General features: G+C 70.9%; 45 protein-coding genes. 1 reads left to right on the forward strand and 44 read right to left on the reverse strand.

All coding sequences use genetic code 11. The features are described from left to right. Positions 1 to 56: 56 nt before the first annotated feature. The 17 genes from BLT52_RS04410 to BLT52_RS04485 all read right to left on the reverse strand — a co-directional run bounded on the left by BLT52_RS04410 (position 57) and on the right by BLT52_RS04485 (position 10,935). Positions 57 to 647, reverse strand: a complete 591-nt coding sequence (locus BLT52_RS04410; protein ID WP_090591014.1) for a hypothetical protein — start codon at positions 645 to 647, stop codon at positions 57 to 59. A gap of 96 nt (positions 648 to 743) precedes the next feature. After that, positions 744 to 1,274, reverse strand: a complete 531-nt coding sequence (locus tag BLT52_RS04415; protein ID WP_090591016.1) for a phage tail tube protein — start codon at positions 1,272 to 1,274, stop codon at positions 744 to 746. 10 nt (positions 1,275 to 1,284) lie between these two features. Further along, entirely contained in the window at positions 1,285 to 1,572 is a 288-nt protein-coding gene (locus BLT52_RS04420) for a hypothetical protein (protein ID WP_090591018.1), read from the reverse strand. Positions 1,573 to 1,574: 2 nt separating this feature from the next. Further along, positions 1,575 to 1,964, reverse strand: coding sequence for a hypothetical protein (locus BLT52_RS04425; RefSeq protein ID WP_090591019.1), 390 nt, complete (start codon positions 1,962 to 1,964; stop codon positions 1,575 to 1,577). Next, entirely contained in the window at positions 1,964 to 2,326 is a 363-nt protein-coding gene (locus BLT52_RS04430) for an HK97-gp10 family putative phage morphogenesis protein (RefSeq protein WP_090591022.1), read from the reverse strand. Before BLT52_RS04430 ends, BLT52_RS04425 begins: the two co-directional genes overlap by 1 nt. 15 nt (positions 2,327 to 2,341) lie before the next feature. Next, positions 2,342 to 2,743, reverse strand: a complete 402-nt coding sequence (locus tag BLT52_RS04435) for a DUF6093 family protein (protein ID WP_090591023.1) — start codon at positions 2,741 to 2,743, stop codon at positions 2,342 to 2,344. Then, positions 2,740 to 3,105 carry a hypothetical protein gene (locus BLT52_RS04440; protein WP_090591025.1) on the reverse strand — a complete coding sequence of 122 codons (366 nt, stop codon included), beginning with the start codon at positions 3,103 to 3,105 and terminating at the stop codon, positions 2,740 to 2,742. Before BLT52_RS04440 ends, BLT52_RS04435 begins: the two co-directional genes overlap by 4 nt. 16 nt (positions 3,106 to 3,121) lie before the next feature. Continuing rightward, positions 3,122 to 3,454, reverse strand: coding sequence for a hypothetical protein (locus BLT52_RS04445; RefSeq protein WP_090591028.1), 333 nt, complete (start codon positions 3,452 to 3,454; stop codon positions 3,122 to 3,124). Continuing rightward, the gene (locus BLT52_RS04450; RefSeq protein WP_090591031.1) at positions 3,454 to 4,479 is read right to left on the reverse strand and encodes a major capsid protein; all 1,026 of its coding nucleotides are present in this window, start codon (positions 4,477 to 4,479) and stop codon (positions 3,454 to 3,456) included. Before BLT52_RS04450 ends, BLT52_RS04445 begins: the two co-directional genes overlap by 1 nt. 2 nt (positions 4,480 to 4,481) lie before the next feature. Beyond that, the gene (locus BLT52_RS04455; protein ID WP_157676971.1) at positions 4,482 to 4,859 is read right to left on the reverse strand and encodes a potassium transporter; all 378 of its coding nucleotides are present in this window, start codon (positions 4,857 to 4,859) and stop codon (positions 4,482 to 4,484) included. 24 nt (positions 4,860 to 4,883) lie between these two features. Further along, complete coding sequence (locus BLT52_RS04460; protein ID WP_090591035.1) at positions 4,884 to 5,636, reverse strand: hypothetical protein; 753 nt, start codon at positions 5,634 to 5,636, stop codon at positions 4,884 to 4,886. Positions 5,637 to 5,688: 52 nt separating this feature from the next. Continuing rightward, positions 5,689 to 6,366 (reverse strand): VG15 protein, encoded by a 678-nt coding sequence (locus tag BLT52_RS04465; protein ID WP_157676972.1) that lies wholly within the window; start codon positions 6,364 to 6,366, stop codon positions 5,689 to 5,691. A gap of 46 nt (positions 6,367 to 6,412) precedes the next feature. Further along, entirely contained in the window at positions 6,413 to 7,750 is a 1,338-nt protein-coding gene (locus BLT52_RS04470) for a phage portal protein (RefSeq protein ID WP_090591039.1), read from the reverse strand. 17 nt (positions 7,751 to 7,767) lie between these two features. Continuing rightward, complete coding sequence (locus tag BLT52_RS21025) at positions 7,768 to 8,382, reverse strand: terminase (RefSeq protein WP_172803988.1); 615 nt, start codon at positions 8,380 to 8,382, stop codon at positions 7,768 to 7,770. Beyond that, a complete protein-coding gene (locus BLT52_RS04475; protein ID WP_231946498.1) occupies positions 8,363 to 9,496 on the reverse strand; it encodes a terminase in 1,134 nt (377 codons plus the stop codon). Before BLT52_RS04475 ends, BLT52_RS21025 begins: the two co-directional genes overlap by 20 nt. Then, entirely contained in the window at positions 9,462 to 9,881 is a 420-nt protein-coding gene (locus BLT52_RS04480; RefSeq protein ID WP_197679185.1) for a hypothetical protein, read from the reverse strand. Before BLT52_RS04480 ends, BLT52_RS04475 begins: the two co-directional genes overlap by 35 nt. 703 nt (positions 9,882 to 10,584) lie before the next feature. Next, a complete protein-coding gene (locus tag BLT52_RS04485) occupies positions 10,585 to 10,935 on the reverse strand; it encodes a hypothetical protein (RefSeq protein WP_090591043.1) in 351 nt (116 codons plus the stop codon). A 48-nt stretch (positions 10,936 to 10,983) separates the two neighbouring features. Here BLT52_RS04485 and BLT52_RS04490 point away from each other — a divergent pair, with 48 nt between their 5' ends. After that, complete coding sequence (locus tag BLT52_RS04490; protein WP_090591045.1) at positions 10,984 to 11,196, forward strand: hypothetical protein; 213 nt, start codon at positions 10,984 to 10,986, stop codon at positions 11,194 to 11,196. Between the two features lie 591 nt (positions 11,197 to 11,787). On the opposite strand, the gene BLT52_RS04500 is transcribed toward BLT52_RS04490, so the two are convergent. From BLT52_RS04500 to BLT52_RS04640, 27 genes are all read right to left on the reverse strand, one after another. Next, positions 11,788 to 12,114: a DUF6221 family protein gene (locus BLT52_RS04500; RefSeq protein ID WP_090591049.1), complete on the reverse strand. Its 327-nt coding sequence runs from the start codon at positions 12,112 to 12,114 to the stop codon at positions 11,788 to 11,790. Continuing rightward, positions 12,111 to 12,548 (reverse strand): helix-turn-helix domain-containing protein, encoded by a 438-nt coding sequence (locus BLT52_RS04505; RefSeq protein WP_090591051.1) that lies wholly within the window; start codon positions 12,546 to 12,548, stop codon positions 12,111 to 12,113. The genes BLT52_RS04500 and BLT52_RS04505 overlap by 4 nt, the downstream gene beginning before the upstream one ends. A 90-nt stretch (positions 12,549 to 12,638) precedes the next feature. Continuing rightward, positions 12,639 to 12,836, reverse strand: coding sequence for a hypothetical protein (locus BLT52_RS04510; protein ID WP_090591054.1), 198 nt, complete (start codon positions 12,834 to 12,836; stop codon positions 12,639 to 12,641). A 356-nt stretch (positions 12,837 to 13,192) separates the two neighbouring features. Then, positions 13,193 to 13,546 (reverse strand): DUF6221 family protein, encoded by a 354-nt coding sequence (locus BLT52_RS04515; protein ID WP_090591057.1) that lies wholly within the window; start codon positions 13,544 to 13,546, stop codon positions 13,193 to 13,195. Next, on the reverse strand, positions 13,539 to 14,138 hold the full coding sequence (locus BLT52_RS04520; RefSeq protein WP_090591059.1) for a dATP/dGTP pyrophosphohydrolase domain-containing protein: 600 nt from the start codon (positions 14,136 to 14,138) through the stop codon (positions 13,539 to 13,541). The genes BLT52_RS04515 and BLT52_RS04520 overlap by 8 nt, the downstream gene beginning before the upstream one ends. Then, positions 14,135 to 14,341 carry a hypothetical protein gene (locus tag BLT52_RS04525; protein ID WP_090591061.1) on the reverse strand — a complete coding sequence of 69 codons (207 nt, stop codon included), beginning with the start codon at positions 14,339 to 14,341 and terminating at the stop codon, positions 14,135 to 14,137. The genes BLT52_RS04520 and BLT52_RS04525 overlap by 4 nt, the downstream gene beginning before the upstream one ends. Before the next feature lie 132 nt (positions 14,342 to 14,473). Then, positions 14,474 to 14,656 (reverse strand): hypothetical protein, encoded by a 183-nt coding sequence (locus BLT52_RS04530; RefSeq protein WP_090591063.1) that lies wholly within the window; start codon positions 14,654 to 14,656, stop codon positions 14,474 to 14,476. After that, entirely contained in the window at positions 14,653 to 14,844 is a 192-nt protein-coding gene (locus BLT52_RS04535) for a hypothetical protein (protein ID WP_090591066.1), read from the reverse strand. Before BLT52_RS04535 ends, BLT52_RS04530 begins: the two co-directional genes overlap by 4 nt. Beyond that, on the reverse strand, positions 14,841 to 15,344 hold the full coding sequence (locus BLT52_RS04540) for a hypothetical protein (RefSeq protein WP_090591068.1): 504 nt from the start codon (positions 15,342 to 15,344) through the stop codon (positions 14,841 to 14,843). The genes BLT52_RS04535 and BLT52_RS04540 overlap by 4 nt, the downstream gene beginning before the upstream one ends. Then, positions 15,341 to 15,784 (reverse strand): hypothetical protein, encoded by a 444-nt coding sequence (locus BLT52_RS04545; RefSeq protein ID WP_090591070.1) that lies wholly within the window; start codon positions 15,782 to 15,784, stop codon positions 15,341 to 15,343. The genes BLT52_RS04540 and BLT52_RS04545 overlap by 4 nt, the downstream gene beginning before the upstream one ends. Next, positions 15,781 to 16,050, reverse strand: a complete 270-nt coding sequence (locus BLT52_RS04550) for a hypothetical protein (RefSeq protein WP_090591072.1) — start codon at positions 16,048 to 16,050, stop codon at positions 15,781 to 15,783. Before BLT52_RS04550 ends, BLT52_RS04545 begins: the two co-directional genes overlap by 4 nt. 295 nt (positions 16,051 to 16,345) lie before the next feature. After that, positions 16,346 to 17,305 (reverse strand): DUF5131 family protein, encoded by a 960-nt coding sequence (locus BLT52_RS04560; RefSeq protein ID WP_090591076.1) that lies wholly within the window; start codon positions 17,303 to 17,305, stop codon positions 16,346 to 16,348. A 20-nt stretch (positions 17,306 to 17,325) separates the two neighbouring features. After that, the gene (locus tag BLT52_RS04565; RefSeq protein ID WP_090591077.1) at positions 17,326 to 18,066 is read right to left on the reverse strand and encodes a hypothetical protein; all 741 of its coding nucleotides are present in this window, start codon (positions 18,064 to 18,066) and stop codon (positions 17,326 to 17,328) included. A 17-nt stretch (positions 18,067 to 18,083) separates the two neighbouring features. Then, entirely contained in the window at positions 18,084 to 19,367 is a 1,284-nt protein-coding gene (locus BLT52_RS04570) for a replicative DNA helicase (protein ID WP_090591079.1), read from the reverse strand. Then, positions 19,364 to 19,771 carry a hypothetical protein gene (locus tag BLT52_RS04575; RefSeq protein WP_090591080.1) on the reverse strand — a complete coding sequence of 136 codons (408 nt, stop codon included), beginning with the start codon at positions 19,769 to 19,771 and terminating at the stop codon, positions 19,364 to 19,366. Before BLT52_RS04575 ends, BLT52_RS04570 begins: the two co-directional genes overlap by 4 nt. Continuing rightward, on the reverse strand, positions 19,768 to 20,637 hold the full coding sequence (locus tag BLT52_RS20705; protein ID WP_157676973.1) for a hypothetical protein: 870 nt from the start codon (positions 20,635 to 20,637) through the stop codon (positions 19,768 to 19,770). Before BLT52_RS20705 ends, BLT52_RS04575 begins: the two co-directional genes overlap by 4 nt. After that, the gene (locus BLT52_RS04590; protein ID WP_090591087.1) at positions 20,637 to 21,026 is read right to left on the reverse strand and encodes a hypothetical protein; all 390 of its coding nucleotides are present in this window, start codon (positions 21,024 to 21,026) and stop codon (positions 20,637 to 20,639) included. Before BLT52_RS04590 ends, BLT52_RS20705 begins: the two co-directional genes overlap by 1 nt. Beyond that, positions 21,023 to 21,451, reverse strand: coding sequence for a hypothetical protein (locus BLT52_RS04595; RefSeq protein ID WP_090591089.1), 429 nt, complete (start codon positions 21,449 to 21,451; stop codon positions 21,023 to 21,025). The genes BLT52_RS04590 and BLT52_RS04595 overlap by 4 nt, the downstream gene beginning before the upstream one ends. Continuing rightward, positions 21,444 to 21,911 carry a hypothetical protein gene (locus tag BLT52_RS04600; RefSeq protein WP_157676974.1) on the reverse strand — a complete coding sequence of 156 codons (468 nt, stop codon included), beginning with the start codon at positions 21,909 to 21,911 and terminating at the stop codon, positions 21,444 to 21,446. The genes BLT52_RS04595 and BLT52_RS04600 overlap by 8 nt, the downstream gene beginning before the upstream one ends. After that, complete coding sequence (locus tag BLT52_RS04605; RefSeq protein WP_090591093.1) at positions 21,895 to 22,566, reverse strand: hypothetical protein; 672 nt, start codon at positions 22,564 to 22,566, stop codon at positions 21,895 to 21,897. The genes BLT52_RS04600 and BLT52_RS04605 overlap by 17 nt, the downstream gene beginning before the upstream one ends. Then, complete coding sequence (locus BLT52_RS04610) at positions 22,566 to 23,132, reverse strand: WhiB family transcriptional regulator (protein WP_157676975.1); 567 nt, start codon at positions 23,130 to 23,132, stop codon at positions 22,566 to 22,568. Before BLT52_RS04610 ends, BLT52_RS04605 begins: the two co-directional genes overlap by 1 nt. Beyond that, positions 23,129 to 24,172, reverse strand: a complete 1,044-nt coding sequence (locus BLT52_RS04615; protein WP_157676976.1) for a hypothetical protein — start codon at positions 24,170 to 24,172, stop codon at positions 23,129 to 23,131. Before BLT52_RS04615 ends, BLT52_RS04610 begins: the two co-directional genes overlap by 4 nt. Next, entirely contained in the window at positions 24,172 to 25,017 is an 846-nt protein-coding gene (locus BLT52_RS04620) for a DNA adenine methylase (protein ID WP_197679186.1), read from the reverse strand. The genes BLT52_RS04615 and BLT52_RS04620 overlap by 1 nt, the downstream gene beginning before the upstream one ends. After that, entirely contained in the window at positions 25,014 to 25,400 is a 387-nt protein-coding gene (locus BLT52_RS04625; protein ID WP_090591099.1) for a hypothetical protein, read from the reverse strand. Before BLT52_RS04625 ends, BLT52_RS04620 begins: the two co-directional genes overlap by 4 nt. Beyond that, positions 25,397 to 25,702, reverse strand: a complete 306-nt coding sequence (locus BLT52_RS04630; protein ID WP_090591101.1) for a hypothetical protein — start codon at positions 25,700 to 25,702, stop codon at positions 25,397 to 25,399. The genes BLT52_RS04625 and BLT52_RS04630 overlap by 4 nt, the downstream gene beginning before the upstream one ends. Beyond that, the gene (locus BLT52_RS04635; RefSeq protein ID WP_090591103.1) at positions 25,699 to 25,932 is read right to left on the reverse strand and encodes a hypothetical protein; all 234 of its coding nucleotides are present in this window, start codon (positions 25,930 to 25,932) and stop codon (positions 25,699 to 25,701) included. Before BLT52_RS04635 ends, BLT52_RS04630 begins: the two co-directional genes overlap by 4 nt. After that, positions 25,929 to 26,120: a hypothetical protein gene (locus BLT52_RS04640; RefSeq protein ID WP_090591105.1), complete on the reverse strand. Its 192-nt coding sequence runs from the start codon at positions 26,118 to 26,120 to the stop codon at positions 25,929 to 25,931. Before BLT52_RS04640 ends, BLT52_RS04635 begins: the two co-directional genes overlap by 4 nt.

Genomic DNA, 26,120 nt, shown 5'->3' on the forward strand with positions numbered 1-26,120 from the left:
CCCGGCGAGGCGCCGGGGGGAGATGCAGAGGGCTCGGGCTTGGCGGAGGTCTGCCCTCAGCGCCGCCGATCCAGCGACTGCCGCACGGAGAAAGGGAGCTCGACCTTGCCGGTGGAGGCCTGCCCGATCTTCTGCGCCAGGGTCTGGACCTCCGCCCGGGACGCGACCATCAGGAACTCGTTGAGCTCCTCCGAGCCGCCGGGGATCCGCTGCCCGTCACGCTCGAAGTGGGAGAACGTGGTCCTGATGGTGACGGGGTCGATCTCCATGGCGCTGCGCTTCTCGTTGTCCTTCAGCAGCTGCACGTAGGCGTCCTGGGACAGCGCCTTGCACACGACGACCACCGACACGTCGGCGATCTGGGCTTCGAGCGCGGTGATCCTCTCCTTGAGAGCGAGCAGCGGGGACACGTCGCCGTAGGTGGCGTCGGACGGCTGGTCGTCGGCCTTCCGACGCCTCTCCTCGAGGACGGCGTCGTTCTTCGCCTCCTCCAGCTCGCCCAGGTCCGACAGCAGCTCAGGCACGAGGCAGACGGCGTAGCGCACGATCGGGCGGGAGTCGGTCGACTTGCGCTGCTGCAGCAGCCCGCGGAGGTCGAAGACGGGGGCGGTGGCCTGGGTGAAACCGCTCTCGGTGGTGTCGGTCATGGGTGGTGCCTTCCTCGGTCATGGGTGTGGTGCACGGGTGTGTGGGTGAAGCCCCGGCCTGCCCGCACCCATGAACGGGCAGGCCGGGAGACGGGATCAGGCGAGGGCGATGTCCTGCAGCACCCGCTGGGTGAGGCGGACGAACAGGGTCGACCGCAGCTTCTGCACGTTGTCGACGGTGATCTGCTCGCGCCGGCGGACCGGGCCGATCTCGACCTGGAACAGGTCTCCGACCTGGCCGACGGCGACCAGCAGGTCGGCGGGGAGACCGCGGCGGTCGAAGATCTCCCACACGGTCCCCGGCTGCAGCTTGAGGTAGGCCTGGTACTCCTCGGAGTCCGGGTTCTGCGGGTCGTAGACGACGGTGAAGTCGGGGATCGTCCACGTGGGGATCCCGAACTCCTGCACGACCTCGGCGTCGCCGTAGCGGTTGTCGGGGTTCATCGGCACGTCCGGGGTGGGGTTCCACGCCACGACGTCCTTGTGGATGGCGAACCCGGTCGGGCTCGCGAAGTGGGTGACGGTCGGGGCGCTCCTGTCCGTCATGGTGGCCGGGGCCACGATGATCGAGCCCTTGCCGGGCGCGGACACGCCGAGGGGGCGACCCTCCGGGTAGTACGTGGTCATCGTGGCCTCCTCAGCCGTTGCTGGGGTCGATGGTGGGGTCGGTGTTGACGCCCTCGGTGAGGGCACCGATCAGCTCGTCCTTGGTGGCCGAGCTGGGGACGTCCAGGCCCCGCTGCTCAACCCGCTCGCGCAGCTGGGCCTTGGTCAGCTCGGGGAGCTGGTCGACGGGGGTCTCCAGCGGCTCGAGCGGGGTGTACCGCCGCGGGTTGCGGCGCGCCTCGTGCTCGGGCACCAGCCGGCCGTTGGTCAGGTGGGGGAGGGCGGCGTCCTTGACGCGGACCTCGCGGTCGATGTGCATGGTCAGCTCCTGTTGGTGTGGAAGCGGTAGCGGATCCCGTGCGAGAACCGCTCGTCGTTCTCCGGGCCGCCGTCCTTGAGGGACTGGGCGGCGACCTCGGCCATGGGCGACGAGGACGGTCGGTCGTCCGGGGCCCAGTCGGTGTAGGTGTCGCGCACGGTCTGCACCAGGTCACGAAGGCCGTCGCGCGTGCGGGCCACGCAGTGGAAGACGATCGTGTTCTCCACGCGGCTGGAGGCCCCGTCGTAGGTCTCGGCCTCGGCACGGCCCGGGTCGTCCCATGCCACGACGTAGCGGTCCGGAGGGGTGACCAACGGCTTGCCGTCGTAGACGTCGAGCTCGGCCGCCCGGCCGCGCGCCACGATGGCCTGCATGGCTGCGGTGGACGCCATCAGAGAAGCCCGCCTGCGACGCGCTCGACACCCTTGACGAAGCCCGACTCGTGAGCCCGGAGAGCCGGTGCGGCGAACGGCTGCGGGGCCATGTCCTCGGTGCCCCACTCCAGGAAGCGGCCGACGAAGTGCGTCGGGCCGACGTCGGCGTACAGCTCCTGGCTGTTACCGGTGCCTGTGATCACGGTGGTGATGGAGTCGTGCGTGAAGCCGGTCTCCCAGGCCACCAGCTGCCGCTGCAGCTCCTCCACCTTCGCGGCGTTGCGTCGCACCTCCTGCGACACGTCCCGGCCGACCCGCGCCCGACCCTGGTCCAGCTTGACCGCGAGGGTGTTGATCTCGCTCCAGTCGCTGACGGTCACGTCGGTCCCTCCCGCTCAGCCCAGGTTGTCGGTGGCCACGAGGCGCCGCTGGTAGCCGATGCTCGCGCCGGTGACGGAGGTGATGACGAGGGTGCGGCCGACTAGGAAGGCATCCTCGGCCTCGGTGATGGTCAGCCAGTGGCCCACTCGCAGCTCGGTGACGGTGATGGGCACGTTGACCGCGTACTGCTGGGTGGTCAGGGCTTGGTCGCCTGCGACTTCCTCCGCCGACTGGCGGAGGGCGCGCAGCTTGCAGATGCCGGACCAGACGGTCGGTCCGGGCTGCAGCTCCTCCTGCTTCGTGTACTCGTTGAACACCCGCCGGCCCGGCTCCTGCACCTCGCACTCGGAGGTCATCAGGGACTCGGCCTCCGCCCGGAGGCGTGGCAGAGCGGCCCGGATGCTGTCGCCGATCACCAGGCGCTGCCCGGGTGTGACGAGGGCGTGATGGTGAAGGCGCCGCCGGGGCGCCAGCCGAGGATCTGCCACCACTCGTCCGAGATGACGAGCCCGCTCAGCGGGCGCTCGAACCGGTCCACGACCCGGCCCTCGTCGATGGCGACCTCGGTGGAAGTGCGGCCGTCGGCGGGAGCCCGGAGTCGTGCGACGACGACCTCAGTGGTCACCATGTCGAGGTCGTCCTGGTCGAGCCCGTTCAGGTCGCCCAGCCGGTTGGAGATCATCTTGCGGGTCCACCCGATCCAGAGGTTGACCTGCTGGACCTCCGGGGCGGTGAGGGAGCGGCCGATGGCCTTCCCGACGTCGTCGGCGTCGATCACGACCGCTCCCTCCCCGTCAGCTCGGTGTCGAGGGGGAACCCTCGACGGCCTCGAGCAGCGTTGAGCGGTTCTTCCCGGCCTTCTCGGCCTCGACGACGCGGGCGACCTCGGCGTCGCGGGCCGCCGGGTCGTCGTCGCTCAGCCCCGCCAGGTACTCCACGACCGCCTCGACGTTGTGCTCGGCGGGGTTGAACTGCTCGGTGGCGTCCTGCCTCGGGGGGGCCTCGTCGAGCACGTGCTCCCCGACGAGGTCGTAGGCCCACTCGGGCAGGTTGGAGCCCTCGGAGAGGAACTCCACCTGCCCGGTGGACGGGTGGCGCAGCACCACTCCTGCCGTCAGCTTCGGCATCACAGCACCTTGGCCGAGAGGGACAGGTTGGCGTTGGCCAGGACGGGGAGGCTGATCGAGTCACCGATCACCTCGGCGATCATCGGCGGCTTCTGGTTGCGCCAGACGCCGGCGACGATGCCCGCCATGTCCTCGGTGGCCTCCAGCCCGAAGTCCGAGTCCGACGCGGTGAGGGTCTGCCCCCAGAACGTTGCCCCGAGCTCGGTGCCCTCGGCGTCGTTGACGTCGACCGGCGCGGGCAGGAACAGCACCCGGTCGTCGGGCAGCACCAGGCCGGACTTGGTCCGACGGTTGTACCGGGTGATCTCCGGCAGGCCGTGACCGGTGATGGTCTGCTGGGCCTGCTCGAAGGTCGCCGGTCGGGAGGCCCCGTTGGCGAGCTGGGTGACCATGCCGGGCGATCCGGCGAACTGCCGCAGCACCCGGTTGCCCATCAGCATGGCTCCGGGCTCCTGGCCCGCCTTCGACACGTACAGGTCGAAGAGCGTGGTCAGGTACTCCAGCGGGTCCGCGTCCGCCGCCGACCAGAGCGTTCCCGCGGTGACGGTGAGGGCCGGGTCCCGGCCGAAGTCGTCGTCGGAGACGAAGTTGCTCTGGTTGATGGTGGCCTTGCCGGTGTTCAGCACGACGCCGCGGGTCCGCTCGACCCGGTCCGCGATCGCCCGGACGACGCTGTCGGTGGTGCGCAGCACCGCCGAGAGGATCGCCTGGTCACCAGCGTTGCGCTCGCGCAGCTGCTGGTACTCCGACACCGGGATCTCCTGCGAGACGGCCGGCAGCTCGATGCTGACCCGGCGGCCCGGCTGGGGGGCCCCGATCTCCGGCTCCGCGTCGTAGGCGCGGTAGCGGGCCTCCTCCACGAGACCGGACTGGCCGGCGACGAAGCGCACCGCGACGTCGTTGACCTCCCGGTTCGGCAGCCAGCGGGCGAGGGTGCCCTGGCGGGCCTCGTAGGCGGCCAGGGACTCCCGGGCGTAGCCGGTGAGCTCGGCCGGCGTGATGACGTCGGTCCACAGAACGGCCATGGTCAGGCACCTGCCTCGGTGATGAAGGTGAACCCGGAGGCGTCACCAGCGGTGGGGGCGACGTGGGCGACGGGCAGACGCGCGGTCTTGACCATCCCGTGTCGCAGGATCGGCGCCGGGATGTCGGCGGTGCCGTCGGTGGACTGGTCGGTGAACAGGAAGCCGAGCTTCTCGGTCGCCGCGCCGGTCCACGGCTTCACGGCGGACTCGGAGGCCACGTTGACCTCGAGCCCGGACGGGAAGTAGCCGTTCGGGTAGTGGGTGGCCTTGGTGAAGGCGGACACGTCCAGCACCGACGTGCGGCAGTTGGTGATGCCGTGGTCGGACGCGAGCCAGGACTGGTCGCCACCACCGATGGTCTCGCTCTTCATGCGAGGCATAGGGGTTCTCCTTGTTGGAAGGGGTCAGTTCTTCTTGTGCCGGTCCCGGAAGAGGTCCCGGCCGGAGGAGACGGTGGACGTCGCGCCCTTGTCGTCGCCGGACCCGCGCCCGACCGACCGGTCGGGGCGCGGGGTGCCGTTCTGCTGCTGCTGGCCAGCGCTCTTGAGCCGCTTGGCCAGCTGCTCCATCAGCTCGGAGTCCTTCGCGGACCGGAGGAGCTTGATGTCGTCGGGGTCGCTGATGTTGTGGTCCCGGGCGATCCGGTCGACGTCAGCGTTGTGGGTCATCTCGGCCACCTGCTGCTGCAGCTGGCTCACGAGGTCGTCGGTGGAGGCCTTCTTGTCGGGCTCGAAGCCGAAGGCCTTGGCCAGGGCGGCCATCTGGTCCTTCTGCGACTGCTGGAGCTGCTGGAGCTGCTGCTCGAGCTGCTTCCGCCCGTCGCGCTCAGCCTGGAGCGCCTTCTTGCCGCCGGGGCCGAGCGGCTCGTCGTCGTCCTTGTCGTCGCCGGTGCCGGACTTCGCGCCCGTCCCGCTGCCTTCGGACCCGGAGCCGATCTGGCCGCCGGCACCGCCTGCCCCTGCGCCGGAGCCGGCGTTGCGCGAGTCGCCGGAGCCACCCTGGCCCTCGGAGCCGCCGTCGGCGCCGCTGTCCACCATGGTGTAGCCCGCGAAGCGGTCGTGGTTCCTGGCGATGATGCCGTCGCGGATGGCGATCAGGTTGTCGAAGTCGCACTGCCCTGCCGTCGCGGCCGAGACGATGCTGTTGGTGCCGTACATGGGTTCCTCCATCGCGGAGTGGCCCGGGCCCGTTGCCCGGGATGATCTGGGGCTACGCGAGGTAGCCGTGCACGCGGAGCAGACTGAGCTGCTGCTCGCGGTCGCTGGTGGCGCGCAGGATCCCCTCGGGGGTGGGGCGGCGGCCGCGCTGCAGGACGCTGGAGCCGACCGTCAGGCCGGCGGAGCGGCGGCGGACGTTGACGACCTGGTCGACGGCTGCCCCGAGGCTGACCGCCTGCTCGTCTGCACGAGAGAGGCCGCGGACCTTCCCGGCTCGGGCCAGCTGCTGCGGGTCGGTGATCAGGCTGGCGGGGACGTCGGCGCCGCTGGGGGCCATGGTGCAGTCGCAGACCGGGTGGCGGCGGAACCCCGTCGAGTAGGGGTAGGCCCGTCCGGCGAGGACCGCGCAGCGGCCGCAGCACGGTGGGTTCACGACCCGCACGTAGCTCTGCACAGCTGGGCGACGGGCGAAGTCGACCATCTGGCCGCTGCGTCCGGCGTCAGCGACCAGCGTGTGTGCGAGCCGGGCCACGCCCGCTCGGGATTCCGTCTGCTCCAGGAGCGCCAGCAGCACGGTGGACGGGGTCACGAGCGCTGCGACGTTCAGCCTCGCGGCCACCGCCTGGTCGAGCCCCTGCTCGCTGAGCGCCTCCCCGACTGCGTGAACCGCGAGGTCGACCGCTTCGGCCTGGTGGGCAGCGACGACGGCCGCCAGCTTGCTGCTGCCCACCGCGGCGACGACGGACCGCGTGAGCCGCTGCGCTTCGCGGTGGTGCTCACGCGCCGCTGTCAGCACGGTCCTGCAGCAGTCGCTCGGTGAGCGGGTCCAGCGCCTCGGCGGCGAAGTAGGCCCGCTCGCGATCCTTGCGGGTCTCGTCCCAGCCCATCTCGTCCCACACACCCTCGCGGGACAAGATGCCCTCGGTGTGAAGCTTGACCGCGGCGTCGGCGATCTGGGACTTGGTCGGGGTGGCCGGGTCGTGCCAGATGGTGCGGATCGAGTTCGGCTTCGGCCAGCGCCCGGTGCGGAACCGCTCGTGCAGGCTCATCACCCAGGCCCAGGAGTCGCCGTCGTGGCGGTTCTTCCGCTCGACGTTCTTGATGAGTCGGGCCTCGTCGGCGCGGATGGCGCCCTCGGAGGCCGGGTTGACCTCCTGCTGGCCGGCGTAGCGCGTGGGGAGCCCGAGCACCGCGGCGCACCAGGCAAGCATGTTGTTGACCGCGTCGTGGAAGTTGTCCAGGTCGGCGGTGGCGAAGGAGCCGAACTTGGCCTCGGGGTTCTCGGTGGCCTTGATGGCGGTCATGTACGCCTCCCACGTCGGGAGGGGCTTCCCGTTACGGTCGACGAAGTCGTCCTTCTTCATCCCCGCGGCCCACCGGTGCGGCAGTGCCAGGGTCTCCCCGGCGACCTGCATGTTGGTGATGATCCGGGCGATGGAGTCGGTCAGGCCCATCACGTCCGCCATCTCCGACACGCCGTTCCAGCGTCCGGTGCGCGGCCGGTTGAGAAACATCACGACGGGCACCCGGCCGAGCTTGTGCTCGTCGGCGTCCTCGCTGAGCTCCCAGCCGGACCCGCTCCGCACGAGCCAGTAGGTGACGTCGGGCAGGTACAGGGTGGCGTACTGGCGGCGGTCCACGTCGTCGCGGTAAACCCGCAGCGCAGCCCGCATCGACCGGCGTGGGGACACGTCGACTGCGAAGCCCTCCGGGGACTCGACCGTGATCAGCGGCGGCTCACTGGACACGTCGTTGGTGGAGACGGTGACGAAGGACCGCCCGAAGAGCCGTGCGTCCTTGTGGCACGAGGAGGACTGGGAGTCGAGGTTGTTGTAGTCCCACGCCTCACGCAGGCGCTTGTCGATCGCCACCTTGCCGGACCGCTGGAAGCCCGCCAGGTTCTGGCGGCCCTCCACCTCGTCGACCGCCATCCGGGGCACGTTGACCACGGTCTCGAACCGGCGCAGCTCCGGCGGCACCGCGAGGCCGATGTGCTCCAGGCGCTGCTTGCCCTCGTAGTAGCGGTCGAGGCGGGTGAACTCCGGCTCCCGGGTGCGCACCTGCCGCATCAGCCGCCGGACCGTGTCCTCGTGCTCACTCGGGAGAGCCACCATGTGCCGAGGCCTCCCCTCTACGTGAAGCAGATGACGCGGGTGTCGGTCGGTTCCCGGCTCGGCCAGCCCTCAGAGCGGACGTCGGACGCCGCCTCGTGGGCGAGGATGGAGGTGACGGCCAGGTCGATCTTCTGGTGCTGGGCCGGCTTGCCGAGGGTGTAGACCCTGCGGATCGGGAGCTTGCGGGCGTTGCGCATGTGGCGGATAGTCAGCGGGCAGCCGTCGTGGGTGATGAGCGCGGTCAGGTCCGACTCGAACCTGCGGATCGCCGGGTACATGCGCTGCATGCTCGTCGTGGGCCAGGAGATGAACACCTTCTCGCCCCACTCGGCGGCCCAGTCCTCGATGTCGCTCTCCCACGAGGTCTCGTCGTGGAAGCCGGGGTCGCAGTAGGCACGCCGCAGGTCGTAGGTCTCCACGACCTCGTCCCAGGCCTCGCGCACCTGCTGGCGGGGGATCAGGCCGCCCCACTCGGCTGGGTTCCAGATGGTCGGACGGCGGTCGGGGCCGTAGCGGGGGGTGAAGATGTACCCGTCGCGGGTCTCGGCCTTGATGGCGGTCCAGTCGTCGTTCAGGCTGCCGTCGAAGCCCGCCGCGATGCTGGTGCCGGGCTCAGGCGGTGGCAACCACATCAGCTCGTCGTCCTTCCCAGAGACCGTCCGGCAGCCACGACCCGCCGCCGGCGACGACCCGGTTGCCGAAGAACCGTTCGGCCTGCGCCGGGTCGCGGGCCACGAGCTCGGCTGCCTCGGCCTCGATGCTGTCCAGGTTCACGTGGTCGGAGCCCTCGTAGACGTAGGCGTGGATCCGGCGTCGGTTCACCTTTGTCCCGTAGGACAGCGGCTTCCCGTCGTGGCCTCGGAGGCGCGGGTTCGTGTCGGGGTTGCGCCAGAACCGGAAGACGTCGGCGGAGTGGGTCTCGTAGGTGCTCTGCGCCACCGACTCCGTGGACGGGTCCCAGCAGTTTGTGGTCTCCACTCCGCGCCCGCCCATGCCGGCGGCGCCGCGGCGCTGGGCGTCCGCGACGTCCCACATCTTGTTCTGCTTCGTGTAGAAGCCGGACTCGTCGTGGAGGAAGCTGGAGATCGGGTTCCCCACCCGGGAGCGGGCCGATGAGGTGACCATGTCGATCCGGTCCAGCTCGGGGTCGTCATCGTTCTCTCCGACCACCCGGATGAAGTCCTCCCGGGGGAGGAGGAGCTTGCCCAGCCTGGAGCCGGGCTTGCGGATCATCGCGGTCAGGGGCCGCCAGGTGTTGTCGACCTGGTCCTGGGAGTTCGCCGTCAGCTGGATCAACGGCGACGGGTGACGGGTGCCCATCGGCTCCCCGGGCTCGTAGGCGAAGTACCAGCCGCAGGGACAGCCGTGGTCCTCACACTGGTACGCGTCGCCCCGTCGGGCCCAGCCGGCGAACAACGCCGGCCCGACAGCCTCGTTGGCGGTGAGGCAGGCAGCCCACGGGCCCTTGCCCACCTTCTGCGGAGCCACCACCTGCGATCGCCGGTAGGTGAAGGCCTGGTTCATCGGCGGCCTCTCCGGGTCGAACTTCACGTCCTCACGGATCCGGTAGTGGTTCGCGGTGCACCAGAACTGCCAGTCGTACTGGACGAACGGCTTGCCCCGCTGGAACCCGTCAGGGATCAGGCAGTGCTGCTCGATCCAGCCGTCGACCAGGTCTCCGAGAGTCGGGAAGTCGACCGTCCCGACCGCGTCACTGATCACCAGCAGCCCGGAGACGGCGAGCACGCGGCGCCGCCGGCGGCCCGGCCTCCTGCTCCTTGCCGGTGTGCGCGCGGCGACCCGCCAGCTCGTCGACGGCGACCTTCCAGCCCATCTCACGCAGCCCCGCCGTCGTCAGGCCGATCTGGTCGGCGTACCGGTGCAGCTGGCCGTGGTCGGCCGCCTTGGCGCTCGGACGCTCGCAGAGGACCGCCTGCCGGACCCAGCGGGCCACGGACTGTGCACGCCACTGCTCCGAAGGCAGCGACCAGGCGCACGCCTGCGGGGTGCGCCAGGCCCACTCCCACAGCTCGAGCTCCCGGGCATCGGTGGCCTGCTCGCGCTCGCGGAGCCAGTCCGCGGCGTCGTCGGGCAGGCCGTGCGAGTGCGCCGGCAGCGGCCACTCCGGCACGGGGCCGTCGTAGCCCTCCGCCGGTAGCGCCGTCAGTGAGTAGCCACGACGCTCCGACCGCTCCGAGCCCTCCGTCGGAGCCGGCCCAGACCGGTTCCGTGCACCTCCTCGAGGCATCGCTCATCAACTCCTCGGGCGGCATCGCGCCGCCTCTCGATCCCAGCTCGGCGTCGCGCCGAGCAACCCCCGGGTGGGGGAAGTCTGAACCCGTCACACCCCTCAGGCCCCTCCCGAAGGGTTCTGGCCGGGTGGGCTGCTCGCCCCTCCCCCCACCCCGTGGTCGGGTGGTCGGGGCTGGCTGGCGGCGGCGAGGTGGAGGTTGCACGGGGCGCAGGCGGGCCCGCGGTACTCCGTGCGGTCGTCGGTGTGGTCGAGGTGCCAGTGGCGGCCAAGGAGGCGCGTGTGGCATCGCCAGCAGGTGACGGTCTCACCGGCGTCGATGCGCCGCTGGATGTCGGCCCGGTGCTGGTCGTGGTCTCGGTCGTAGCCTCGCTGCTGCTTCGTGCCTCGGTCCCGCTCGCGAGCGGATCGGCATCTGGGGCAGCGGGTCGTGCGAGTGAGCGTGCCGCACCCGGGGGTGATGCAGACCTTGAGGCCCACGTTGTGTCACCTCCCAGGAGGCGGGAACCCGTACATCCCGGAGTTCGCTGAACCCCCGGTGGCAGCGATGACCCCCGGGGAGGGGGTCCCGGCCCGGGGTCGGTCAGCCGAGGTGGCGCCAGACCCAGCCGGCGATCCAGCCGACCAGATACGGCTCCGTCTCCCACGTGCGCCCCGTCTCCCCGACGTGGTCGAGAATCATGCGGGCGGCGTGGGCTGCCTCGTGGGCGACGCACTCGACGCGCTCCGCCTCGTCGGTGAGGCCGGGGTGCACGTAGATGGTGACCGCGTACTCGCCGTTCGTCGGGTTCACGTCGATGCTCGTGGCGCCCTGCGACGTCGGGTCATCACCCAGGCTGTCGACGGTCCTCCGTAGCTTGCGCCACTCCTTGACCGAGCGGCACAGGTACAAGTCCGCGCCGTACACGTCGAGCTTGTGGTGCACGGCTGTCATGGGCCGGCCCCCGTTCCTTCTGCACCACCGCGAGGGCAGACTCAGCGCATGGCATTCAGCGTGGGATACACGAACGAAGAGGGCACGTCGGTGACGAGCAAGTACGGGGACGACTGCTCGTATCGCATCGGCGAGACCAACGGGGTCCTGACCATCCAGGAGCCAGACTCGGTGATGCACCTATCTCCGGGTGCTTGGCAGTGGGTTGCTGGCGGCCCCGTGACGAGCGCCTACACAGACAGCGAGTTCGTCGTTCTGTAGGACGCCCAAGCTCTGTCGTGCGCTCGCGCTGGGACTCGCGCTCACGCAGCGAGTGGGGCCGTGCCCGGTTGAGTGTGCTGCCGGTCGACGAGTCCCAGCGGAGGATCACATTGCCCGGCAGCCGCTCCACGCTGCCGCGATCGCCGAGCCGACACTGCCCGGGCCGTGCGGGCGGCGTTATGGCGATGCGGGGTAGGAGTGCCAGGCTGCCGGGCAAAGCCCGGTGTGAGGGGAGTGGAAGTCGTGCTCGGCTCGCGAGGGCGGAGCACCCATCCCCTGCGACTTGCGGCCCACCCCTGGTGCACTGAGCTGCGCCATCCCAGGAACGCGAGGCTCCGGGTACGCGAACGGCCAGTCACTCCGAGACGGATGACCAGCCAAGAGAAGGCTAACGGCGTCCCGTCAAGTGGGCAATGGAGACCTCGACGACGCTGGGGCGGACGAGGCGGCGGACCTCCTCGAGCTCGACGTAGGTGCGGCGGGGTGAGGGCCGGCGCGACGTCACCCGCTGGTCCTGCACCAGCCGGCGGATGGTGCGCTCCGGGCAACGCAGTACCCGTGCGGCCACAGGAACCGTGACCCACCGAACCGTCATGGTCGCCACTCCTCGCGGTAGTCCTCGTGCTCGGCGTACGGCAGCGCGAGCGCCTGCAGAGCCATCTCCAGCGCCCACTCGCCGTTGTCCCCGTGCTCCAGCTCTGGGCTGTAGTCCCGAGCCGCAGTCACGATCCGCCGCTTCGCCTCGCACTCGGCCAGTACCCGCCCGGACGTGACCGTGCAGCGGGCGTATCCGTCGCGGTTCACGAAGCCCAGGTCGGTGAGGTCGCGCGTGCTCAAGTTCTCGTGAGGACGCACCCCCTGCGCCACCGCCTCGTCCTCGGCGATGCGTGCCAGCAGGAACTCAGTGAGGGTGGTCACTTCGGCTGCTGCCCGTCCGTGGGGCGCTGCACGGCGGCCAGCGGGATCACGTTGACGGTGCCGACCTTGACCGACGGGAGGGTGCCGTAGCCGATGCGGGACAGGACGGCCTGGCGGGTGACCCCGAGGATGTCGGCGGCCTCCTGCACGGACACCAGCGGCGGGATGTCGGTGGAGTTCATCCGCCGCTCCCAGTCGGTGGTGGTGAGGACGTGGATGCCGACGGGGTGGAGCTCGGCCGCCTCGGTGACGGCGAGCGAGGTGCTGGTGGCCTGCCGGATGGTGGGCGCGTCGAGGACCAGCACCGCGGCCAGTCCGCCCACGGGCGTGGCCACGAGGCTGACGTGGTAGTCGGCGAGCTGGGTGAAGGCGCGGTCGACGGCGTCCTCGTCGCCGAAGGGTTCCGCCAGGTCGACGGTGACGGTGTACTCCATAGCTGGTGCTCCTGCTGGGATCGGGTGGATGATGGAGGCTGACCGGCCCGGCCGGGGGGCACTTCGGATGCTCCCCGGCCGGGCCTTTCCTCAACGGGGCCACTCGAACCCTGCCCGCCGCAGCGCGGCGATCGCGTTCTTCCACGACCTGTGGTCGCTGGGGCTACCAGCCAGCCACGTGACGTGCACCCCGTCGAGGGAGACGTGTGTATGACCACGGCGGTTGGTGATGCAGGTGAACCCCTGCTCCTCCAGCGCCTTGATCACCTTCTTGGTGTCCTTGTTCATGTTCTCACCCCCTCGACTCGATGACAAGTACAGTCTACGTCATACCTTGTCATTATGCAAGGGTGGAGGCGCGGGGCTGCGCTCCGGGCAGCGAGCATGGACCCGCGGCTGGCCGTCCATCTTGATGGTGAGCATCCGCCCGCACCAGTCGCACGGGGCGTGCCCTCTGCGACAGGCCTGCGACCAGTCGCCGGTGGGACCCGTCTCGTCGCCGAGGCCCTCGCGGCCGCACATCTGGCAAGCCCAGCGCGGGGGACGACGCTGCATCCCGTACGCCCCGCCCCAGCCTCGGTCAGGGCGCACCATGGTGAACCGGGTGCCCAGCACAGCCACCGAGCTCACCTTGAGCCAGGCCATCAGCCGCGACTCCGGTGAGGGCCAGGAGGACGCCAGTCCCACTCCTCGCGGTACTCGGGGTGGCTGGCGTACGGCAAGGCCAGGTTGTGCACCACCCACAGCAACGTCGGGTCCTGGTCCCATGCCTCCTGCTGGTGCACGATCGCCCGCTTCGCCTCACACTCGGCCAGCGCGCGCTCGGGCTCGATGCACAGCAGGTCGTATTCGTCGTGCCAGCCGAGCCGCCAAGCTTGATGGGTCTCCGGCCCGCGGCCCGCGGCCACCTCTCGCTGGACGAAGAGGGCGCGCTCCTCGTCATCGGCGATGCGGGCCAGCACGAAGGCCGCCAGGGTTGCCGTGGACTGCTCAGCCACGGCCGGGCTCCGCGGTGCGGACGTGCTCGATCGCCTGGTCGGGTGACATCGTGCGCCAGTCTGGCCACGTGCGTGACTCGTTCCGCGCCTGCTTAGCGCGGATGGCGGCGATGATCTGCTTGGGGCTGGCGCCGCTGCGCCAAGCGCCGTCGAGGGCCAGGATCACCACGTCAACCCACTCGCCCAGGTCGTCGGGGGCCGCCTCGATCTCCCGCAGCTCCTTGCGGATGTGGTCGACGACGCCCCTAGTGCGAGCGCCTGGGCCGAACGTGGTCTCGCTCCACGCACGCTGACGGCTCAGGTGAGTCTCGTCTATCGAGTCAGTCCCCACCTCGAGCGCCTCGTTAGCGTGGACGACCACGACGGGGAACGGGAGTGAGGACAGCGGCGTCGGGCCCACTGGCCGCCAGCGGTCGCCCTCGGGCCCCAGCGGGTCATCCTCGCTCGCTGGCCGGCAAAAGTACCAGTCCCCGTCCTCGGTCTCCCAGCCGAGCCACAGCTCTCCGCCTGCGCGGACCAGCAGGTGGTCGTCGTGCGCGGCGTCGAGGAAGTCGTCCTCGGTCTCGTGCGTCTGAGGCGTCGTTGTCGTCATCGGGTCTCCTCGGGTCGGGTGTAGGGGTTGGGTGGTCCGGGCCGGTCGTCCTTCGCTAGGCCGACGGCGAGGCCGGTGCCGTAGCCCCAGGTGACAGCTGCGGCGAGCCGGTGCCGGTCGGCTTCGTCGCTGGGCACTGGCAGCCCGGCTGCTCGGAGCCGGTCGACGTCGAGGAGCCACCCGGCGGGCTTGTCACCGGGCACGCTGGTCCTCCTCGGCTTGGCGGGCGCAGCGCAGGGTGATGGCGAGCAGCCCGAGTCCGGTCAGCCAGACGGCGGCCAGGGCGACGCTGGCGGCGGCCATGGCCCGAGGCATCCCGCACTTCGGCTGGCCGGTCACTGAGCGACCCCCAGCGCGACCATGCCCAGGAGGACAGCGAGCACCACCACCATGACCAGCAGGACGGCCAGGGGGCTCGGCGGCTGGTCGCGGCGGCGCATCGTGCGGCGAAGCCAGTACGGGCGTTCCGCGTCCGCCTGAGCGGCTGCGCGCTCCCATTTCTGCTCGGCGGACGTCATGCTGCCCGTCCTCGGAAGCGGCGGATGGTGGCCACGATCTCGGCGTGGGTCGGCCGGCCCTGTCGGCAGGCGGAGCAGAGGCGGTCGTCGTGGCGGGTCAGGCCGCGGCGGAGCGTGAAGCGGTGCTCCTTGGTCGGCCCCTCGGGCTGGTCACCGCAGCGACGGCACGGGTTCAGGCGGCGGCTCACGAGCCGGCCCCCTGCTCCTGCTGCGGGCGGAGAGCGGTGCGGACATCCTCGACGGCGTGCCTCGCCCACTCCTCGTGCACCCACCGGGCGGCAACCGCCTCCACCCGAGCCAGCGCCTCGCGAGCCTCCTCCTGCTGCCGCAGGGCGCGCGCCTCGTGACGCTCCGCGGCGCGCGCCCTGCGCATCAGCCGCTTGGCCACGCGGTAGGCCTCAGTGCGGAATGCGGCCAGCGCCTCGCGGTCGCGTCTGGCCTCACCCCGGACACGCAGCAAGGTGGAGACGACGATCTCCGCCCCCTCCGGCAGGTACGTCTCCAGGGCCGCCTCGACGATGATCGCGCGGGCGTCGTCACGCTCCTGCTCCGCGGCGGCCAGCTGGTCCAGCAGCGGGCCCAGCGCGTTCACCGCAGCCACAGCCAGCTCGCGGTCGCGCCACTGCGCGGGGGTGTCGAAGTTCAGCAGGTACCGCAGCCGCGCCACATCGACGGTCGGGGCAGTCACCGGGCACCGTCGTTGGCGGCCTGAACGGCGGCTCGGGCCTCGCTGGTGATCCGCTCGGCGTCGAGTCCGTACTGGCTGGTCCAGTGGAACAGCCACTCGCCGAAGGTGTCGCCGAAGTCGTACTCCTCGATGATCCGCTGACTGACCCTCGCGGCCCGCTCAGGATCGGCTTCGCGGAGCTCGGTGAGGAGGAGGTGCGTGACGAAGGAGCCGCTGAGCACGTGGAAGTTGAGGTGCCACTGCTGCCACGCGGCTCTGAGCTCGATACCGAAGAGCTCCCGGTCCGGCAGCTGGTCGAGGCTGGTGGCTGCGGCGGCGAGTCCGGATGCGGCGAGGAAGCGCAGGTGCTCGTCGAGGGTGACCGGCTCCGGCCGCTGGTAGATGTCCGGGGCGACCTCGGTGAGGTAGGGCTGTGGGTCGGGTTGAGTGGTGGTGCTCACTGGTTCTCCTGGGTGGTTGGTCGACACGTCGGGCAGGTGGTGAGAACGGCGACGTAGTCAGGTGCTTCGGGGTCGTCGTCGAGGAGGCTGAGGACGTCGCGGGTGGCGACGGTCGAGCCCTCGACGGCGAGCATCAGACGCAGGCGCTGGATGGTGGACTCGGCGCGGGTGCCGCGGCGGCGCCAGTCGGCCTCCTGCGCGCGGAGCTCGTTGTGCTGGCGCGTGAGGCTGGCGTAGTAGCGCTCCAGGGTTGACGGCTCGGTCACAGCGGGACCACCTGGATCGCGGGGAGCGTGAGGATTACCAACTCCGTCCGGCATTCGGTGCAGACGACGCGAATGGGGAGCGGGAGGCGTGACCAGGCCGCGAGGGAGCGCTGGGTGCACGGGGTGCACATCAGCGCGAAGCAGCCGCAACGGGCAGTCAGCCGGTGGGTGGCGGGGCGGCTGGTCTGGCACCTGTCGTGCTCGCACGGCAGCTCCGGCACCCAGTCCAAGTGCTCGATCGCTTGACGGTCGCTGTCGATCAATCCGCCGGGGCGAAGGCCTGGGAGACGGGTGGTCATGCCGACACCAGCGAGGGGTGCTCATCCCAGGTGCGGCCGTCCAGCTCGCGGCCGGCAGCCCTCTTGCCGACCTTCCAGACGCTCGGTTCGTCGTTTCCGAGGTGCTTCCACGAGGTGGGTGGCAGCACGATGTCGTCGGGGGACTGGTCCTCGGTGACCCATTCGCCCCACTGCTTGAAGTGGAAGGCGACGCCAGCGCTGGTGCACTGGTCGCGGAGTGCGCGGGCCCAGTCGGGGTGCATGGGTCGGGCGCCGTGGCCGGACTCGCCGCCGACGATGACCCAGTCGAGGAGCGGGTGCGGGGCGCCGGTGCCTCCGCCGGGTCCGCCGGCCCAGTCGGCGGCAAGGGAGCTGATGCCACCCAGGTCGTCGAGGTCGATCGGTCCGAGTAGGGGTTCGGCGGAGACGAAGCGGACCGTTGCAGGGGTGCCCAGCAGGACGGGCACCCGGACGTTGGCCCAGCGCTGGTCCTCGGTGGAGACGCCGAGCCACACGTTGGGCAGCGGCCAGGCGTAGGTGCCGTCCGGGCGGCGCGAGTCGGGCAGCACCGACACGCCCCGCTGCAGGCGGTGCGCGTTGACCATCAGGCGGAACAGGGCGGACCGGAGAAGGGAGCGCATCCGGCCGGGCCGCTTGGTCAGCACCTGGAAGGTGTGCAGCTTGGCGATCGACATCACGGCCCAGACCTCGGCGATGTAGTCGTCCGGGATCTGGTCATGGAAGAGGTCGGACATGCTGTTGACGAAGACCCTGCGGGGGCGCTTCCAGTGCAGGGGCTGGTTCAAGCGCTCGGGTCTCAAGGTGACGTCGAAGCCGGCGGGGTAGGCCGCGGTGCCGTCGAAGCGGTGGGCGATGGTCTCGGCGTAGCAGTGGTCGCAGCCGGGCGACACCTTGGTGCAGCCGGTGACGGGGTTCCAGGTGGCGTCGGTCCATTCGATGCCGGTGCGGTCGGCCATGGTGGTGCTCCTTCGGGTGGTCAGGCGGACTGGGGGGTGGGCTGGCTCTTGGTGCGGACGTGGACGCGGCGGCCCAGGCGGGTCCACTCCCAGGAGGACCAGGTGCGGCGGCAGGCGCGGCAGGTGATCGTTGGTGGGGCGTCGGTCTCCTGTGGGATCGCGGCCCACAGCTCGCCGGGGCAGGGCACCTGCTGACGCTCGCCTTGGACGACCTCGGGGCAGGGGCCGACGAAGATGGTGGACCGGTTCTTGGGCAGGTCGATGGTCTTCTGGATCTTGAGGTCGAGGTCGCGGGTGGCGATCGCGAGCTGGCCGGCGTTCTCGACCAGGCGGTACCGGTCGACGTAGGTGGCGAGGAAGGTGCAGGCGCTGCGGACGCTGGTGCCAGCGGGCGTGCGGCGGACGTGTAGCGCGACGTGGGCGACCCAGCCGGACCAGGCGGTGGTCCGGTCGCCGTGGAGGAAGGCGCGGACCTGGCGGGCAACGTCGGCGGCGTGCATCTTCGCCGGGGCGCCCATGCGGAGCAGCCGGGTGGCGACCTCGGGGTCGTCGGTGGAGGTGAGGAGGGCGGTGGGGACGGCGCGCTGGGTGGGGCGCTCGTCCTGGGGGCCGAGCTGGTCCTGGCGGGTGATGGTGGTCTGCAGGTCGGCCCAGTTGTCGGCGATGGAGCCGAGGCGGGCGGCGGTCTGGTTGGTGCAGCGGCGGCAGAGGTAGCCGTCGGTGACGGGCTCGGCGCAGCTGCCGCAGGTGGTCATCGTCATGGTGCTCCTCGGGGTGTTCATGCGATCTCGGCGATGCGGGAGTAGTGGCCCTCGAAGGACATGTCGAGGGCGAAGGTCTGGCCGTGGCGGAACTTGGCGCAGTGGAGGGTGACCCAGGAGTCGGCCTCGCCCTCGCCGCGCTGGAGGAAGAGCACGACGTCGGCGTCCTGCTCGAGGGACCCGGACTCGCGGAGGTCGGAGAGCACGGGCTTCTTGTCGGCGCGGGTCTCGATGCCGCGGTTCATCTGGGCGAGGGCCAGCACCGGGACGGCGAACTCCTTGGCGAGGAGCTTGCAGCCGCGGGACAGCTGCGACACCTGCTCCTGGCGGGGGATGTTCGCGTCGCCGGGGGTCACGAGCTGGATGTAGTCGAGGATGACGAGGCCGACGGGGCCGCGGCGGAGGAGGTCCTGGACGGCGCGACGCATGGTGCCGACGGTCTGGCGGGGGTCCTCGTCGAAGGCGATCGACGTCGGGATCCGGGTCTGCCCGTCGGCGATCCGTTCCCAGTCGGAGTCGGCGAGCTGGCCGGTCTGCAGCCGGTTCATCGAGACCCGGGAGGCGTTGGAGAGCATCCGGCGGGTGACCTCGCCCTGCGTCATCTCGAGGGACAGGTAGAGGACCTGCTGCCCGGTGGCGGCGACGGACTCAGCACAGTTCTGGGCGAACATGCTCTTGCCCTGGGCGGGGCGGGCGCCGAGGACGAAGAACCGGCCGGGGACGAGGCCGTGGAGGCGTTCGTTGACCTCGCGCCAGGGGAACGGGTGGCCCATGCGGCGGCCGTCGCGCTGGAGGGCCTGGAGCTCGTCGATGACGTCGGGGAGGATCTCGTCGACGGTGCGGAGCCGGCCGGTGATGGGGGTGGCAGCGTCCAGGGCGAGCCGGGCCTTCTCGACGAGGGCGATGGGGTCGGCTTCGGGGTCGTGGGCGCGCTGGCTGATGTGCGCGGCGAGGTCGATGAGCCGGCGGCGGTCGGCGGCGGTGCGGATCAGCTGGGCGTGGTAGCCGGCGTTGGCGGCCACGTCGACCGCGGCGAACAGCTCAGCCAGGTACGGCAGCCCGCCGCCGTTGGCCAGGGTGCCGCGACTGCGGAGCTCGTCGCCGACGGTGACCGGGTCGACGGGTCGGCCGGTGCCGTCGAGGGCGGTGATGGCGTCGAAGACGAACTCGTGGGCAGGTCGGTAGAAGTCGGGGCCGCTGAGCAGGCTGGTGACGGTGGTGATGGCGTCGCGGCTGATCAGCATGGCGCCGAGGACGGCCTGCTCGGCGGCGAAGTCGTGGGGTGGGGTCAGGTCGGTCATCGCTCGCCTCGGGTGATGGCTCGAGGCTGCACGGAGCGAGCGATCGCGGCGATGTCGGGGTCACGGTCGCCTTCGCCGATGCGGTGGCGGATGGCCTGCAGGGTGGTGGCGTAGTCGTGGACGTCGGGGTCGAACCAGTCGGGGAGCTCGATGGCGCCGTAGTCGGCGAGGCGGCGCGCGATGATCGAGCGGACGCCGGCGATGATGTGCCCGGGCTCGACGTAGCGGGAGCGGCCCAGCTCGAGCGGGGCGCCGACGATGTGGCGGAGCGCGAGGTCAGCGTTGGCGAAGCTGATGCCGCTGAGCACCTCGGCCCAGGCGTCGGGGGTGAGCTCGTCCATGACCTGGCTGGGGCAGTAGGCCTTGACCTTCCGCAGCAGCAGCAGAGTCTCGGTGCGGTTCATCGGACCACCGCCAGCGGGCTCCGCGGGTCGCTCGGGTCGGTCCCGGTCTGGGCGTCGAGGGCGGCGGCGCGCTCGGCGGCCCGGGCGAAGAAGTCGTCGGTCTCGGTCTGGCGGGCGCCGTAGCCGGTGCCGCGGCGGCTGGTGCCTCCGTTGATGACCTCGTTCACCAGGGACGGCAGCACCGACGGGTGCAGGTCCCCGCGCTGCCACCAGGCCTGCAGGCCGCTACGGACGTCGTCGTAGTCGATGCCCTCCTCGAGGAGCGCGCGGCAGTGCTTGCTGATCTGCCCGATGACGTTGTTCGGTGGTCGGCGGCGGCAGTGCTCGATCCACTCGGCGACGAGGGTGCCTGCGTTGCGGCTGGGTGCCTCTTCGACGTCGGCTGGGGGGTGCGGAGCACCAGAACCGTTAGGTTCTGTCTTTTCTGTATCTGTATCTGCTTCCGTTTTGGTTCCCGTTTGCTGAGCACTTGGTGAAGCACTTGCTTTGCTCTTGCTTCGGCTCTTGGTAGGTGCAGCGCTTCGGGTCTGCCCCGACTTTGCTCCGCCCTTCCGGCCTGCCTCGGCGCGCTTGCGGCTGAGGTCGTCGACCTCGGCAGCGGAGCGCTGGTGCTCGAGGTAGTCGTGCATGACGACGCCGGTGTCGGTGGCCTCCACCAGGCCCTCGTCGATGAGCTCCTTCCGGGCGCGGGCGGTGCCGCGCTTGGACCAGGAGGACTGCTTGATGTGGCCGTCGGTGCGGTTCTTGGAGCACCAGCACCAGCAGGTGACGAGGAGCCGGAACGCGGCGTCGGAGAGGCCTTCGATCTTCGGGTGGTCGGGCATGCCGTCGTGCACGGTGATGTAGGTGCGGGGGTCCCGGGGCATCAGGAGTGCGCCTCCGTCCAGGGGTCAGGGGTGGTGGAGAGGGTGGTCACGCCGCCGCTGTGGAGGAGGAAGAACCGCTCGCCGTAGACGGTGACGAGGGGGATCTGCTCGGGGTCGTCGGGGCTGAGCTTGCGGATCAGCCAGCCGGTGGCGTAGGCCTCGGCGGGGTGCTCGGTGATCCAGCCGTGGCAGCCGGTGGTGCCGGTGCCGCAGAGCACGACGAGGCGGCTCAGGGTGTTGACCTGTCGGCTGCCGCCCATGCCGCGGTTCTGGCGGTGGTGGAGGGAGTGGGGGCCGCGGGCGGTACCGCACCGGCGGCAGCGCCGGTTGTCCCGGTCGTAGGCGGCCTGTCGCATGCCCAGGGTCGGGCCAGTGCTGCGGGGGCTCACGTCTGGCTCCTGGCCTGCCAGGCGCCGGCTGCACGGTCGTCGGCGCGCCGGGTGCGGTCGTCATCGAGCTCGGCGTGCAGGATCCGCAGCGCTTCCTTGTCGGCGGACACCCGCTGCTCGGCGGCGCGGTACTGGACGCGGGCGACGTAGACGTCGTCGTCCTGCATCGCCTTGTGGATGCAGACCTCGGCGGAGCGCTCGCCGGCGGCCCGCTCGGTGACGACGATCTTCCCCAAGAGGCGCTCGTAGCGGCTCTTCGCGGCGGAGTACTCGATCCCGGCGAGCTCGAGGTCGCGGTGATAGACCCACATGCGGGCGATGGCCCGGTAGGCGGCGTCCTGGTGCTCGCCGGCACGGCGCAGCTGGCCGTCGCGGTCCCAGCTGAGCTGACTGGCCGCGGTGGTGGCGAGGTCGGCGTCAGCCATCGGTGACCTCCAGCAGGGAGGTGCTGAGCTGCTCGGCGCGGGCCCTGACCTCGACCTCGGCGGCGCTCTTAGCTTCGTCGGTGAGGCGGCCCTGCAGGTAGCCGGCGCGGTGCTTGACGCGGGCCCAGGTGACCACCTCACCGGTGCGGCGGTCGATGACGTCCGCGCCGGTGATGGCGAGGTGGGCGACAAGCGCCTTCTTGTAGGACTCCCGGACAGTACGGGTGACGATCACCTCGTCGGGGTTGTCCTCCTCGACGTGCTCGAGGAGGGCGTCGTCGTCGACGGCGATGCTCTGGGAGGGGGCGACCATGCTGATGCCGCCGAAGCGGGTGCTGAAGCTCTTCGCGCCCGTGGCCTGCTGCACCTGCTCGAGGACCTTCTCCTGGTCCTTCACGGCGGCGGTGAGGCCGTGCGCGAGGTAGCGCAGCGCCATCAGGCGGTCAGCGGGCGTCATCACGGCAGAACTTCTCTGCGGCTGCGGTCCACTGGGCGGGGGAGGCGGTCTCGGGGGTGACGTCGTGCTGGGCCAGGAAGTCGGTCAGGAGGGTCTTGCGCTCGTCGTCGGTGCCGCGGCCCTCGGTGGCCAGCCAGGCGCTGTTCCGTGCCCGGTCGAGGTCGCTGATCGGTCGGTCGGGCTCGGATGGTGGGGCGTCGCGCAGCTGCTCGGGTGGGAGCGAGGACTCCAGCTCCTCCTTGGACCACAGGTCCAGGGCGACCCCGAAGCGCATCGCGGCATTGCGGATCGCGTCACCGATGGCCTCCTTGGCGCTGACCCCGTCGCCCACACCGATGCGGGTCACCCCGAGGACCGTGAGCCGGATCCAGAGGTTGCGGGCGGAGTCGAGGGCGGGGAGCCCTCGCTCGTCGGTGGCCATCGGCTCCCAGGACCAGCCCGGGTCGACGCTGAGGAGCCGGTCCGTCACCGCGGCGTGACCGACGTAGGGGAGGTGGACGGCGGGGAGGCCGTGGTAGCCGCCGCACTCGCGGCACTGTCCCTTCGGGGCGTTCTTCTGCATCGGCTTGGGCAGCGTCCCGACCGAGGTGGGCGGGAAGGTGCGGCGGAGCTGCTCGGCGGCCTCCGTGGTCATGCCGGTGGTGGGGGTGGCGTCCATCAGGCGTCCTTCCTGGTGCGGGAGCGGCTGTTGCTGCAGCGGCGGGAGCAGAACCGGGCTGTGGTCGGCCGGTTGCGGGGCGGGGTGAAGGACGTGCCGCATCCCTCGCAGGTGGTGACGGGCTTCACGGCGAGGGCACGTGCTCGGTTCCAGCACTCCCGAGAGCAGTAGCGGCGGCGCTGGTGGGGGAGCCCGGTGCCGCAGATCTCGCAGGTACTCGGTGCCCGCCTGGCCGGCCGTGGGGGAGCCGGCTGCTGCTTGGGCGGGGAGTGGAACAGGCCACCGCACCGGGAAGAGCAGAACCGGCGCTGGCTGCTCGGGGTCGTCTCGAACTGGGAGCCGCACTGCGGGCAGGTGCGCTGCTCGGTCTTCGGGCGGGTGATGACCTCACCGCCCCAGACGTCGCCCTCGGCGCCGTGCTGGCGGCCGTACGCGAGGCACTCCACCCGCACCGGGCAGTCCCCGCAGAGACGCTGCTGGATGGTCAGCTTGAGGATGGTGAAGGTGGGCATGCGGGAGCACGCGCCGTCGTCCATCCAGTCCTCGAAGACCACTGGCGCGCTCATGCTGCGACCGGCCGGAGTCGGTGCAGCAGGTCCACACGGTCGTGACGGCGGAGCCGCTGCTCGACGGTGCTCTCAGCGAGCTGCAGATGACGTGCGATCGCCGTGAGCGTCTCGCCCTGGTCGGCCAGCCAGACGATGTCCTCGAGCGCGTCGCGGCGGGTCCCGCTCTCGCAACTGGGCGTGCTGGCGGGGTCGTCGATCAGGTCGTCGTCCCAGGCGAGCGGCGGCAGCCAGCCGTTGCGTCCAGCCAGCTGGCTGGCCCTCGTGGCTGACGTCTTGGTGGCGCGGTCGCTTCCCGTGACGGGCTGGTTCCACAGCTCGTCGTACAGCGCCCGGACACCCGCGGCTGTGTGATGCGTGACCTGGCCCTCGCCGGTGACCAGCTTCCAGGCGTTGGCCGGCTGCCATCCGAGGCGACGGCCGAGTTCGGACATCGACCAGCCGATCGCGACCAGCGCCTGCAGACGCCGGCGGGTACCGGTTCCGTCGACGAGCGCCCCGGCGGCCAGCGTGACCTGGACGGCGAGCAGCTTCTCCGCGATGTCGCGACGAACACGCTTCCGGGGCGGTCGGTGCTCAGGGTGATCCGGCTGGCTCAGCAGCTTGCCGTAGAGGATCGCGTACACAGTGCCGTTGGCCACACCGGCGGCTGCTGCCGCCCGCTTCCAGCCCATGCCCTGGGCGGACAAGTCCTTCAGATGTGCACGCACGGGATCGGCGTCGACCAAGGAGCCCGGTCGGCCGTAGGCGATGCGGCGCGAGCGGGCACTCTCGTACACGCGGACGGCGTCACGGCAGGGCCGGCAGCGGCATTTGTCGAGGACGTAGGCCAGTCGGGTGCCGTGCTCGTGGTGGGCCTGAGGGTGGGTGCACTCGCGCTGCTCGCCCGAGGAGCGCTCCCGCGCGACCCGGCGACGCCGACGCGCCATGCGAACGTTCTGGGCGGCGCACGAGTGCCTGGGGAAGTGGTGGTCAGCGAGGCCCTGGGTCCGGTAGCTGTGGCTGTGTCCGCAGTCCCGGCAGGTCATCCGGATGGACATCAGCACGCCCTCTGACCGGGGACGGACGCGTCGAAGAGCCCGGGGTGGGGCTCGTAGTTGGTCCAGACGACTTCGGTGCGTCCGTTTCGGCCGACCTTGTTGGCCTGCTGGGTCGAAGCGCTGATGAGGGTCTGGTGCCAGCCGTTCAGGCGTTCGGCGTACAAGGCCGAGGCGTACCCGGACAGCGCCACCCGTGCCCGGCACCCAGCAAGCACGCCCAGGAGCTCCCGGTGGTGCTCGGCGGTGGCTTCGTGGCGGTACTTGCCGCCTGTACGGGTCTCCGGCAGGTAGGGCGGATCGACGTAGAGCAGCGTGCTGGGCTGCCGTCCGTAGTCCCGGACAACGTCGAGGGCGTCCCGGCACTCCAGGGAGACATGGGCGAGGCGACGGGCAGCAGCGGGCATCCGATCGCGGTAACCATCCAGGTAGCCGGGCATACCTCGGTTGGTGGCTGTGGCGTCCAGATAGAACCGCCAGCCGGTCGAAGTACGGAGCCCTGCTCTGCCTTGCGTCAGGTGCACCCAGACGCGACGGGCCACCTCAAGGTCGTCGCAGTCGTCCGTGGTGCGGGACTCGGCCAGCTCGACCCGGGAGTGTGGTGTGAGTTCGCATGCCCTCAGGAGCTCGTCCGGCCGGTCACGGAGGACTCGCCAGAACTTGACCAGGTGGTGGTCCAGGTCGTTGACCGTCTCGATCTTGGCGGGGCTCTTCGCCAGGAGCACGGACATGCCGCCGCAGTACGGCTCTACGTAGTGCTCATGCTCCGGGAACAACGCGACGATCTGTTCAGCGATGCGCTGCTTGGCGCCGAAGTAGGGCAGAGGCGGCCTGAGTGCAGTGGTCACCGAGCACCTCCGCAGGTTTCAGCGAGGCGGCGCTCGTCGAGGAGGATCCGGTGGGCGAGGTCGGCCTCGCGGATGGCGAGCTGCTCCCACTCGACGATCTCGGTGTCGGTGAGGACGCGGGTCTGCAGGGGGAGGGAGGCGACCGCTGCCGCGTCGTCTGTGCTGTGAGTCCCGGTGAGGCGGTCGAGCTTGGCCCGGGTGATGGCCAGGCGGGCGCGGTTGACGCCGATCTGGTGCCGCAGCTGGCGATCGGTCAGGGCCGCCGGCGCCGGGGTGAGCTCGGTGGCGCGTTGCGCGGCGAGCTGGGCGCGGTAGTCGTCGAGGACGCCCGGGCGGAGGGCGGTGACGGTGCCGCCGGCGAGGATGCGGGTGACGGTGCTCATCTGGTGGCCGCCTTCTCCAGCTCGCGGCGCTGCTCGTGCAGCAGCAGCCGCTGGAACTCGGCCTTATGGGCGTCGGCCAGCCGCTTGAAGGCGCGGTTGCGGGCGCGGGCCAGCTGCAGGTACCGCTCCCGGCTCTCCGCCGGCTGGCGGTTGCGGCGCCACTCCCGGCGGTACTGGCGGATCGCCTCAGCGCACGGTGCGCAGGCCTTCTCCCCAGCGCGGCGGTGCCGGAGCGCGCCGGCCGCCTGGCCCCGGACGTCGCCGCACGTCTCTGGGAGCGGGTCGTTGAGCGGCCGCGTCACCGGGCACCGTCGGCGGCCGGGTCCTGCAGCAGGTGCTGGTTGGCGTGGGCCTGCATGCGCGGCACCGCGGTAGAGGTCGGGCCCTCGACCACCGAAGGGCAGGCGGGGCACTGCCAGCGCAGCCAGGACGCCGAGCGGATGGCGGCAGCGACGACGACGGCGACCAGGGCCAGCGCCACCAGCAGGACGGCCCCGTTGACGGCTGCTCCCGTGATCAGCAGGGTCGTCATGCCTGCACCGCACCCTTCTCGGCACCGGCGTCGACGAGCTGGTCGGCGGGGCTGCTACCCACCACGGCCGGAGCGGTCTGGAGGGCGTCGACGACGGCAAGAGTGGCCGCTGTGATGGCGTAGGCATCCGGGGACAGCGGGCTCTGCCGCAGCGCCTCCCGCGCCAGCTCGTAGTGGGTCCGCTCCAT

Source organism: Auraticoccus monumenti, from assembly GCF_900101785.1.
Classification (GTDB): domain Bacteria; phylum Actinomycetota; class Actinomycetes; order Propionibacteriales; family Propionibacteriaceae; genus Auraticoccus; species Auraticoccus monumenti.